Annotated in this window: 11 protein-coding genes; 4 read left to right on the top strand and 7 right to left on the bottom strand. The window is 54.8% G+C overall.

Translation table 11 applies throughout. The features are described from left to right. Positions 1 to 68 precede the first annotated feature (68 nt). On the top strand, positions 69 to 716 hold the full coding sequence (gene yeiL, locus ACSZPU_RS19265) for a transcriptional regulator YeiL (protein ID WP_499002095.1): 648 nt from the start codon (positions 69 to 71) through the stop codon (positions 714 to 716). A 54-nt stretch (positions 717 to 770) separates the two neighbouring features. On the opposite strand, the gene ACSZPU_RS19270 is transcribed toward yeiL, so the two are convergent. The 6 genes from ACSZPU_RS19270 to fruB form a co-directional block, all read right to left on the bottom strand. Beyond that, positions 771 to 2021, bottom strand: coding sequence for a NupC/NupG family nucleoside CNT transporter (locus ACSZPU_RS19270; protein ID WP_499002077.1), 1251 nt, complete (start codon positions 2019 to 2021; stop codon positions 771 to 773). Positions 2022 to 2117: 96 nt separating this feature from the next. Continuing rightward, complete coding sequence (locus ACSZPU_RS19275; protein WP_499002078.1) at positions 2118 to 3053, bottom strand: pseudouridine-5'-phosphate glycosidase; 936 nt, start codon at positions 3051 to 3053, stop codon at positions 2118 to 2120. Continuing rightward, positions 3046 to 3981: a pseudouridine kinase gene (locus ACSZPU_RS19280; protein WP_499002081.1), complete on the bottom strand. Its 936-nt coding sequence runs from the start codon at positions 3979 to 3981 to the stop codon at positions 3046 to 3048. Before ACSZPU_RS19280 ends, ACSZPU_RS19275 begins: the two co-directional genes overlap by 8 nt. 299 nt (positions 3982 to 4280) lie before the next feature. Continuing rightward, a complete protein-coding gene (gene fruA / locus ACSZPU_RS19285; protein ID WP_499002083.1) occupies positions 4281 to 5969 on the bottom strand; it encodes a PTS fructose transporter subunit IIBC in 1689 nt (562 codons plus the stop codon). Between the two features lie 15 nt (positions 5970 to 5984). After that, a complete protein-coding gene (gene fruK, locus ACSZPU_RS19290) occupies positions 5985 to 6923 on the bottom strand; it encodes a 1-phosphofructokinase (protein ID WP_499002084.1) in 939 nt (312 codons plus the stop codon). Continuing rightward, entirely contained in the window at positions 6923 to 8053 is a 1131-nt protein-coding gene (gene fruB, locus ACSZPU_RS19295; protein ID WP_499002086.1) for a fused PTS fructose transporter subunit IIA/HPr protein, read from the bottom strand. Before fruB ends, fruK begins: the two co-directional genes overlap by 1 nt. Before the next feature lie 395 nt (positions 8054 to 8448). Here fruB and ACSZPU_RS19300 point away from each other — a divergent pair, with 395 nt between their 5' ends. Both ACSZPU_RS19300 and ACSZPU_RS19305 read left to right on the top strand, forming a co-directional pair. Then, the gene (locus ACSZPU_RS19300) at positions 8449 to 9225 is read left to right on the top strand and encodes an isocitrate lyase/PEP mutase family protein (protein ID WP_499002097.1); all 777 of its coding nucleotides are present in this window, start codon (positions 8449 to 8451) and stop codon (positions 9223 to 9225) included. After that, complete coding sequence (locus ACSZPU_RS19305; RefSeq protein WP_499002088.1) at positions 9209 to 10267, top strand: bifunctional transcriptional activator/DNA repair enzyme AdaA; 1059 nt, start codon at positions 9209 to 9211, stop codon at positions 10265 to 10267. Before ACSZPU_RS19300 ends, ACSZPU_RS19305 begins: the two co-directional genes overlap by 17 nt. A gap of 2 nt (positions 10268 to 10269) precedes the next feature. Here the strand turns inward: ACSZPU_RS19305 and ACSZPU_RS19310 are convergent, their stop codons facing one another. Beyond that, the gene (locus ACSZPU_RS19310; RefSeq protein WP_499002090.1) at positions 10270 to 10524 is read right to left on the bottom strand and encodes a YkgJ family cysteine cluster protein; all 255 of its coding nucleotides are present in this window, start codon (positions 10522 to 10524) and stop codon (positions 10270 to 10272) included. A 145-nt stretch (positions 10525 to 10669) separates the two neighbouring features. Between ACSZPU_RS19310 and yeiP the strand changes: the two genes are divergently transcribed. Then, positions 10670 to 11242: an elongation factor P-like protein YeiP gene (gene yeiP, locus ACSZPU_RS19315; RefSeq protein WP_499002092.1), complete on the top strand. Its 573-nt coding sequence runs from the start codon at positions 10670 to 10672 to the stop codon at positions 11240 to 11242. Positions 11243 to 11312 lie beyond the last annotated feature (70 nt).

The raw sequence follows: 11312 nt of genomic DNA on the forward strand, positions 1-11312 counted from the left end.
TTATCGGTAGTTAACCCTTCCTCCTACACTCTCCACAATCATGTCCGAGCGTTGCACTTATTATCTGAATTCGCGAATCACATTTTTCCAGCGACGTTTTAGCCGATACCCGACTCTTTCATGTGGTTGCCGGGGATTATATTGTGAAAGAGGGAAGCCAGCCGCTGCATCTGTTTTATCTCGCCCGCGGGAGGGCCAAGCTTTATGCCACATTGCCGAATGGCCGGGTGTCGTTGATTGATTTTTTTGGTGCCCCCTGCTTTATCGGCGAGATTGAGCTGGTCGATAAAAACCACGAGCCGCGCGACGTCCAGGCGATCGAAGAGTGCTGGTGCCTGGCGCTGCCGATGAAGCAGTTCCGCCCGCAGTTATTGAATGACGCCGTTTTTCTGCGCGATCTCTGTATTTCACTGAGTCACAAGAACTACCGGAATATTGTCTCGTTAACCCAGAATCAATCCTTCCCGCTAATAAACCGTCTGGCGGCGTTTATTTTATTAACCCAGCACGGCGACATCTATCGCGAAAAGCACACTCAGGCGGCGGAGTATATGGGGGTGACCTATCGACACCTGCTGTACGTCATCGCCCAGTTGGCGCACGACGGTATCCTGGCAAAACAGAAGTCGGGCTACGTTATCCGCAACAGAAAGGCGCTGACCGCGCTGGCCATGGAAATGGACCCTGAGCACAATTTTGCCGCGCTGCTTCATTGAATGGTTGGGGTAAAAACGAAGGGGCGCGCCAGTGAAATCTGACGCGCCGTTGACTCAGGCAAGGCCGATAAAGAACCCGGCGATGGTGGCACTCATCAGGTTAGAAAGCGTTGCCGCCGCCAGCGCCCGCATACCGAGTTGGGCAATTTCCGGCGCACGCTGGGGGGCAATCGCGGAAAACGCCCCAACCACCACGCCAATGGAACCGAAGTTGGCGAAGCCGCACAGCGCAAACGCGATAATGGCGATGGTTTTGACGTCCAGCGTACCGCCCGCCTGCAGATACGGAGAGAAGTTGAGGTAGGCCACGAACTCATTGATCGCCAGCTTTTGCCCAATCAGGCTACCGGCCAGCGTCGCATCATGCCAGTCCACGCCCATGATCCACGCCAGCGGTGCCAGCGCATAACCAAAGATCCCTTCAAGCGTCGCGTTGCCGAAACCAAACCAGCCGCCGACGCCACCAATAATGCCGTTCAGCAGCGCAATGATCGCCACAAACGCCATCACCACGGTTGCCACACCGGCGGCAATTTTCAGCCCGGTCATCGCACCCGCAGCCGCCGCTTCAATAATGCTTTTTGGCGGTGTTTCGGTGAAAGAAAGGTTTTCAAACGTGACCTGAGAGGCTTCGGTGGCCGGGCTCAGCATACGGGCAAACAGGATACCACCCGGGATCGCCATTAATGACGCCGCCAGCAGGTAGTCAATCGGCACCCCCATGCCGGCGTAACCGATCATCATCGACCCGGCAATGGATGCCATCCCGCTACAGATCGCGGTGAAGAGCTCGTTGCGGTTGAGCTTATGAATAAAGGGTTTCACGATGGCCGGGATTTCATTCTGCCCGAGGAAGATCGTGGTCACGGCAACAAACGATTCGATTTTGCTGATGTTCAGCGCTTTCTGGAAAATCCCACCCAGAACGCGGATCAAAAGCCCCATCACGCCGATGTAGTAAAGCAGGCTGATGAGTGCCGTGACGAAGATGATCGCCGGCAGCACGCGGAAGGCGAAGATAAACCCGGCACCGTCAAACAGCACATCCATTTTCGGCCCGACCAGCGACCCGAAAATAAAGGCGCTGCCCGCATCGCTGTAGGACATCACTTTGTGTACGCCCAACGCCGCCTGCTCAACCAGCCATTTGCCCGGAGGGAAATAGAGCATGATCCCACCGATAGCGATTTGCAGCAGCAGTGCCGCACCGACGGTACGTAAGCTGATGCGTTTTTTATTTACTGACAGCAGAAAAGCGATGGCCAGTAATACCACCATACCCAGAACACTTCTCATTATATCCATAATGATTTTCCCTTCATGCCAGGAAACCCGGCGTAAACGCCAGGTTTTGGTATGTCTGATATCCCTGCGGGCGACCGCTCGCTGCCCGCGTCTGGGTTATGCGAGACGTTGGTACTCTTTTGCGATTTCACATGCCAGCACGGCGTTGCTGAACACCAGTTGAATGTTTGATTTCAGGCTGTCGCCGCCGGTTAATTCAGCCACGCGCGCCAGCAGGAACGGCGTGCTATCTTTCCCGACCACACCCTGCTCTTCGGCTTCTTTCACCGCCCGGTCGATAGCGGCGTTGATGTTCTCTTCCGCCATCGCAAACTGTTCCGGGATCGGGTTCGCCACCACCAGACCACCGTTGAGGCCGGTCTGCCATTTCACCGCCATCGCGCGGGCGATCTCTTTGGCGCTGTCCAGGCGAATGCTGACCTCAAACGGACTGGTACGGCAGAAAAACGCCGGCAGTGATTTGGTCTGATAACCAATTAACGGCACGCCGAAGGTTTCCAGATATTCAGTCGTCAGGCCGAGGTCGAGAATAGATTTCGCCCCCGCACAAACTACGGTGACATTGGTATGCGCCAGCTCCTGTAAGTCGGCGGAAATATCAAACGTATGTTCGGCACCGCGATGAACACCACCAATACCGCCCGTCGCAAAGACTTTAATACCGGCCAGTGCGGCAATAATCATGGTGGATGCAACTGTGGTTGCGCCATTTAATCCAGCAGCGACTACAAAGGGTAAATCGCGACGGCTGACTTTCGCTACGCTATGCCCTTCACGGCCTAATAATTCAATTTCGTCTTTCGTCAGGCCGACTTTCATCACGCCTTTAATAATTGCTATAGTCGCCGGAACCGCACCGTGCTTACGAATAGTCTCTTCGACTTCAATCGCCGTTTGCGCATTTTGCGGGAACGGCATACCGTGAGAAATAATTGTCGATTCCAGTGCCACAACCGGTTTGTTATTTTCCAGCGCGTCTTTTACTTCCGCAGAGATATGCAGTAATTCAGGGGAAAGTGTTAATTCAGACATCTTGTTTCTCCACTAGCGATGTGACTTTTGAAAAAGATAAGTCAGGATTATTGGTATACTCGGATGCCAGAGCCATGGACGAACAGCCTTGAGCAAAACGGACCGAATCGATAAATGAAAACCCTTCCACCCAGCAGGCTGCCAGACCCGCCATCATGGCGTCACCTGCTCCGGTGACATTGACCACCTGGGTTTTAATCGGAGGTGACCACCCACTTACGCCACCGTGCTCGCTGTAGTAGACGCCGTCGCCACCCATGCTCAGTACCAGTCGCTGTAAGCCATGGGCATGAAACCATTCGGCAACCTTTACCACGTCATCGCGCCCGGAGAGCGTAATGCCGCTCAGCGTTTCGGCCTCGAGACGGTTGGGTTTTAGGGTATGAATTTGTCCCAGCCAGTCGCGGATTTTCACACATTTCCAGGCCGATACCGGGTCGACGAAAACGGGCGTACTACCTGCATTCATCAGCAGCCAGGCCAGTGCGTCTTCGCTGATATTGCAGTCGGCAACAATCACGTTGGCTTCGCGAATAAAATCGAGATGTTTTGCCAGAAAATCAGCGGATAAATGGTCGGTAATATTCATATCGTTTATGGCTACCAGCATTTCGCCGGTATTATCCAGTAACGATAAATAGCTCGAGGTATTTTCACCGGGAACAATCAGGCATTTTTCCACTCGTACGCCTGACAGGCTGGTCTGATTCAGCAAAGACTGACCATAAAAATCGTCACCCACGGCGGTGAGTAACCAGGACTCTGTTCCCAGTAAGGCCAGGTTTTGTGAAATATTACGCCCCACGCCACCCGGCGTGAATTTTATTTTCCCCGGGTTGGAGTCCGCGTAATTCAATACACCATGAGAATAACCAGCCACATCCATATTGGCGGAACCAACAGTGATTATATAATCCTTTTTACGCATAAAACGCCCTCTGGCAAGAAATGCCATATCAATGAGATCGTCGAAACAACAATTCATTTATTTGCTGGTGGCGAAACCCTTATTGGAGCACGTGTTTATTTTTGAACACATGTTTATGTTATGCCGGATTTGAGTAAAGTAAATACGCCGGGCGGGAGAAGAGTGAATAGATATGGGAGCCATCACAATTTTAAGGAAATTGTGACTGTAACAAGATGAAGAAATGAGAGACAGGGCACAGAAGGCGGGGAAATAAAAAAAGGGCCGGTTTCCCGGCCCTTCGTCATTCAAAGAATCAGTTATGCCACTTTGGCAACGGCTTCGCCTTCCGGACGTTTCAGGAACGCGTAGACCAGGCCTGCCAGCAGGGTGCCTGCGACGATGGAGAGCAGGTAACCCACAACCGGAGTGATTGCACCCGGAATCAGCAGAACGAACAGACCACCGTGCGGTGCCATCAGTTTCGCGCCAATCGCCATGGAGATGGCACCGGTCAGTGCGCCACCGGCGATACAGCACGGCAGAACACGCATCGGGTCACGTGCAGCAAACGGAATCGCACCTTCGGAGATAAAGCACAGACCCAGAACCAGCGCCGCTTTGCCCCCTTCCTGCTGCCCTTTATCGAATTTCTTACGCGCAACAATGGTCGCCAAACCCATCGCCAGCGGTGGCACCATACCGGCTGCCATGATGGCCGCCATCGGGGCGTAAGTCTGGGTACTCAGCAGGCCAACACCAAAGGCATATGCCGCTTTGTTCACCGGACCACCCATGTCGGTACACATCATGCCACCGAGGATTGCGCCCAGCAGAACGGCGTTCGCCGTACCCATGGTTTGCAGCCAGGACGTCAGACCTGCCAGGATGCCCGCAACCGGTTTACCGATCAGGTAGATCATCGCCAGACCAACAATCAGGCTGGAGACCAACGGAATGATCAGAATCGGTTTCAGCGCTTCCATACTTGGCGGCAGCTTAACGCCTTTACTGATGGCTTTCGCCAGATAGCCGGCAAGGAAACCCGCAATGATACCGCCGATAAAGCCAGAACCGGTGCTCACGGCCAACATACCGCCGATAAGGCCCGGCGTCAGACCCGGACGGTCAGCGATGGAGAACGCAATGTAACCCGCCAGTACCGGAACCATCAGGGCAAACGCGGAGCCACCACCGATTTGCATCAGCGCGGCAGCCAGCGTATCCGGCGTTTTAAATGCGGTAATACCGAAGGCGAAGGACAGTGCGATACACAGACCACCGGCAACCACCATCGGCAGCATGTAAGACACACCGGTCAGCAGGTGACGATAGGCGCCCGCGCTCTCTTTTTTACCTTCACTACCGGCAGACTGCGTGCTGCCGCTCGGCTGATACGGTTTCGCTTCGGCCTGCGCCTTGTCTAATTCCTGTGCCGTTTTCTTGAGTGCCAGACCCGTGGTAGTGCGGTACATCGGTTTGCCAGCGAATTTCGCCAGGTCCACTTCGATGTCTGCGGCCACGATAACCAGATCGGCTTGCGCCACTTCTTCCGGCGTAATCGCGTTGCCCGCGCCAACAGAGCCGCGTGTTTCTACTTTCACCCACCAGCCGCGTTTTTTCGCTTCGGTTTCAATGGCCTCAGCAGCCATAAAGGTGTGCGCAACGCCGGTCGGACATGCGGTGACAGCCACAATACGTTTCGGACCACTGGTGGCAGTCGCAGGTGCCGCCGCCGGAGCGGTGTAAGCGGACGCGTGGTTCTTCGCTTCGCTTAAAAACAGTTCCGGATGCGCCACCGCGCGATTGATGTCGCCCAACCAGACTTTCTTGCCGTTCAGCGCGCTGTCAGCCGGTACGCGAGAACCCAGAACGATCGCCAGTTCAGCTTCGCCAGGATTGTCGATAAACTGCAAATTCGCTTTTTGTGCCGCTGCGCCTAACAGGCTTTTTGCCATATATGCGCGAGCTTGACCGAGTTCAGAATCAATTATCAGCAGCGTTTTCATTATGCTCTCCTGCTGTTAGTTAAAGGGTTTTAAGTCAACACGCGCCATCATCGCGGCTAACTGGGTACGATCGGTAATACCTACATTGCTCTGGCTAACGGCCAGTGCTGCCACGGCAGTGGCCAGGCGCAACGTATGTTCACTGGACTCTCGCATCAACAGACCATAAATCAGACCGCCAACCATTGAATCCCCTGCGCCAACGGTGCTTACCACCTCCATTGACGGCGGTTTGGCGATCCATTCGCCAGAAGCGTTAACCCACAACGCCCCTTCCGCGCCCAGTGAAATAACCACATGGGCAATTCCTTGTTCACGAAGCGCATGCGCCGCGTCGATCACATCTTTCAATTCAGGTAACTTGCGGCCGGCCCAAATTTCGAGCTCGCGACGGTTAGGTTTAACCAGCCACGGTGCCGCTTTCAGACCGGCAACCAGCGCATCGCGGCTGCTGTCGAAAATGATGCACGGGCACTGGCTACGCAGACGCGTCATCCAGTCGGTGAAAGCTTCCGGGCTCACCCCCGATGGCAAGCTGCCGCTGACACACACCATGTCGAACTGACCCAGCCAGGTCAGAGAATCGGCAACGAAGCGCTCCCAGTCTGCCGGCGTCACTTCGAAGCCGGAGAAGTTGAAGTCGGTAACTTCGCTGTCTTTTTCCGTCAGCTTGACGTTGATACGGGTACGGCCCTGTACAACCTGGAAACGGTTAGCAATGCCCAGTTCGCTGAACAACTGCTGAAAACCGTCCTGGTTGTCTTTACCCAGGAAGCCGCCAACGGTTACGTCGATGCCCAGATCTTTCAGGACTTTGGCCACGTTGATGCCTTTACCCGCCGCGTGCAGGCCGGTGGTGCGAACCAGGTTCACTTCACCGCGTTCAATTTCCGGGGTGAATCCCACCAGATCATAGGCAGGGTTCAGGGTGATGGTGGCTACACGTCTGCTCATTATGCGCCCTCCCCCAGACCGGCAGCGATGGCATCGCCAATCGCTTTCAGCGCCTGTTCAGCATCATCGCCCTGCGCGGTGAAACGCAGACGGTGACCTTTCTTCACGCCCAGCGCGACCACTTTCATCAGGCTGCGGCCATTGGCGGATTTACCGGTACCGTCGAGGTTGGCAACGGTCACTTCGCTCGTAAATTGTTTGATGGTGTTCACCAGCATGGTGCCCGGACGGGCATGCAGGCCGTGCTCGTTACGTACAACGAACTCGGCGGTCAGCAGGTTGTCAGCGATAGCGTCATCGCTGGTCAGCAGCGCCAGCAGGGTTGCGGCATCTGCGCTTACCAGACGGTCAGCTTTATTGTCGAGCAGCAGGTCGCTCAGACGTTTGAGGATGGCAACCGGCTGGTCGTCAGCCATCGCCACGCTCACCAGCAGCGCAACGCTTTCACCGTTGACATCAAATGCTTTCGCCGCACGGCTGACAGCTACCGCGCTTGCCAGGTTGCCCTGCGCACTGTCGTTCAGCCAGATACCCTGACCGAGGTTCAGCGGCTGTTCGTTAATGGCGCGTGCTACATAGATTGCATCAACCGCACCCGCTTCTTTCAGGCGTGCGGCGTTCAGCGCCTGCAGCGTCACCAGATCACTGGCGACAACGTCCAGGCTCAGGGTGTCGTTATCCAGTTTCAGTGACGCGACCTGCTGTTCGCCCATCAGCAGCGCACGCAGCTCTTCAGCCGTGGTCGCGGATTGCAACTGGACAGCAACGGAATCATCGCTCAGGACGTGGGTCAGCTGACGCAGCAGGCCCAGGTGTTCATCGGAGCTGGCGGCAATACCAATAGCAACGTAAGCGACCTGGCCTTCACCCCAGAGAATGCCCTGCGGGAACTGGAAAACTTTCACGCCAGTTTTCAGCACCTGGTCACGGGTATCGGTCGTGCCGTGAGGAATGGCAATCCCGTTGCCAAGGAAAGTCGATGTCTGCTGCTCACGCGCCAGCATGCCATCAACATAGCCACCGGCGACGTTGCCTGCTTCTGCTAATGCGGCGGCAATCTGACGAATCGCCTCTTCTTTTGTCCCGGCCTGCTGGCCCGGATGGATGTCCTGAACGGATAACTGGAACATGTGAATCCTCCCCTGCTGAACTGAATCGTTTCAGCTAACTTGAGAAATAATGCGCCACCCTGAAATGTGTTGAAAACAAGATGACGCTGAAACGTTTCGCGAAGTCTTGACCTTTCCGCTTCAGCAATCAAGAAAAGTCTCATATTTGATCGCAAAATTACGATCTACTGCACATTTCTATCCCTGAATTCCCTTTTTGCTGAACAAAGCTGACCTCAATTTCATGCAACATTCAGCACCCATCAGCATGACGGTATCGTTGAAATGATGTTCCGTTGTTGTGAACAGAAAAAGACAGGGATCCAGGAAGAAAAAAATACGTGTCCGTTTTTCGGTTGTTGCGGGTCATGCCTTATCGATACCGTTAAGACGCCACTTAACAGAGGAATGTGATGATGAATTTCGCCCTATTACACCAACAAGAAGCGCCGTTACTGATTGCGAATGCCTGGGATGTCTCCAGCGCCAGAGCCGCGCAGGCCGCGGGTTATAAGGCTATTGGCACCTCAAGCGCCGCCATTGCCGCGATGTATGGCTACGCCGATGGCGACGGCATCAGCTTTGCAGAACTCCGCCACATGGTCGTCCGTTTGCGGGCGTGCTGCTCCCTGCCGCTGACAGTTGATATGGAGTATGGCTATGGTGACAGCCACGAACAGATCATCGACAACCTGCTCGCGCTGGCTGAACTCGGTATTGCCGGTGTTAACCTGGAAGACAGCCGCGTTCAGCAGGGCAATCGCGTATTGCAGGATGCAGCTGAATTTGCGTCACTGCTGAACGCCATTCGCCAGCGCTTTGCGGATGAAAAGTGCAGTCTGTTTATTAATGCCCGCACGGACACCTTCCTGCTGGGTGTCGATAACGCGCTGGCTGAAACGCTGGCTCGCGGAAAGCTGTATGCGCAAAGCGGAGCCGATGGTCTGTTTGTGCCCTGTGTGACGCAACCGACGGATATTTCAGCCATTGCCGCAGCCATTCCCGTACCGCTCAACGTTATGTGTATGCCAACGTTGCCGGACTTTGCGGAACTGAAAGCACTGGGCGCGAAGCGTATTTCGATGGGTGATTTTCTCCATCAGACAGCACAAAGCGGCATACAAGCACTGTTTGCTGATATTGTAAAAGCTCACTCTTTTGACGCGGTGTTTGCCCATGCAGCAACAAGATGAATCAACCTGTGATATCTGGTACCAGGTGCTGCTGGCGCGGGCAACGGATTATGCGGGGGGCTTTTTTGTCGGCGTAAAGACGACCGGCGTATTTTGTATTTCGACCTGCCGGGCACGTAAGCCAAAGCGTGCAAACGTCCTGTTTTACTCTGACTTCTCCGCCGCGCTGGCCGCCGGTTTCCGCCCGTGTAAAGTCTGCCGCCCGACGGAGAACGCCTTTACCGCACCGCCAGCCGTCGAACAGGCGCTGGCATTATTGCGGACGTCGGGTAGCGTCAAAGTCAGCGATGCGCAGTTACGCGAGCACAGTATCAGTCCGGAGACCATACGCCGCTGGTTTATCAAGAACCACGGCATGACCTTCCAGGCGTACCAGCGCATGCTGCGGGTCAACACGGCGATGCAGGAACTGAAATCAGGCCGCAAGGCTATCGAGACCGCCTATGACAGCGGCTATGATTCGCTAAGTGGCTTTGGCTATACCTTTAAAAAACTGACCGGCCACGCCCCCACGCATCGCGCGCAGGCTATCGTTATTCAGCGCTTCACCACGCCACTCGGCCCGATGTTCGTGTGCGCGACGGAAAACGGCGTCTGCCTGCTGGAATTTGTCGACCGACGGGCGCTGGAAACCGAGTTCAGCGACATTCAGCGTATGTTTGCTGCGCGGATCATCGCCGGAGAGAATGAACATACCCGGCAAGCAGTAAAGGAAATAGGTGAATATTTTGCCGGTGAACGGCAGATATTTACCCTGGCGCTGGATGCGCCGGGTACCACCTTTCAGCAGCAGGTCTGGCAAGCCTTGCGTGAGGTGGGTTATGCCGGGGTCAGTCATTACGGCATGCTGGCACAACAGATTGGCAATCCGAAGGCCGTGCGGGCGGTTGCCAGCGCCAATGGCGCTAACCGTATCGCCATCGTCATTCCCTGCCACCGGATCATCGGCAAGGACGGTTCAATGACCGGCTACGGTGGCGGTATCGCGCGTAAACAGTGGTTGCTGGAACATGAAGCGAAATATCAGCACAGCGCTGAATAGCATTAAGGCGCGGTCGCGGCTTCCAGGTTAATCAGAAAAGTCATGGCCGCATCCCGATGGCTGAAACACATGCCTGGGCTCGGTTGCAGGCTGGCGCAGACTTTTGGCCGTAGCGGGGAGCCGAAGATTTTACATTTATAGTCGTCGGCCAGCTGTACGCAGCGTGTATTGGCCGGCTTGCCCTGTGGCATACCGGGGATGGGGCTTGAAATGGACGGGGCGATACAGCACGCTCCACAATCCGGACGGCATTCCATAATAACGACTCTCTGTTGGGCTGGCCGCCAAACTACCTGTTTTCCCCGCCAAACGCAAAACTCAGCGATTCCACTTGCCTGTAAAGGCCCTCGCGGGTACTTTGTCGCGATATTTTCGTTATTTTTAATTCACAGGATCCCACTGATGCCAAGAGCGAACGAAATTAAGAAAGGTATGGTGCTGAACTACAACGGCAAGCTGCTGATTGTTAAGAATATTGATATTCAGTCACCGAGCGCCCGCGGCGCAGCGACCCTCTATAAAATGCGTTTCTCCGACGTGCGCACCGGTCTGAAAGTCGAAGAGCGTTTTAAAGGCGACGATATCGTCGATACCGTGACCCTGACCCGCCGTTTCGTTGACTTCTCTTATGTTGATGGCAATGAATACGTGTTCATGGATAAAGAAGATTACACCCCGTATATCTTCACCAAAGAACAAATCGAAGAAGAGCTGCTGTATATTCCGGAAGGCGGCATGCCGGACATGCAGGTTCTGACCTGGGACGGCCAGTTGCTGGCGCTGGAACTGCCACAGACCGTTGATCTGGAAATTGTTGAAACTGCACCGGGCATCAAAGGCGCGTCAGCAAGTGCCCGTAACAAACCGGCCACCCTGAGCACCGGTCTGGTCGTTCAGGTACCAGAATACCTGAGCGCAGGCGAGAAAATTCGCATTCATATCGAAGAAAGCCGCTATATGGGCCGCGCTGACTAGATAGTGTCGTCACGAGGATAAAAATCATTGATAATAGGGCCTTCTAATCAGAAGGCCCTATTATCATGAC

It is taken from the genome of Phytobacter sp. V69 (assembly GCF_965644215.1).
Classification (GTDB): domain Bacteria; phylum Pseudomonadota; class Gammaproteobacteria; order Enterobacterales; family Enterobacteriaceae; genus Phytobacter.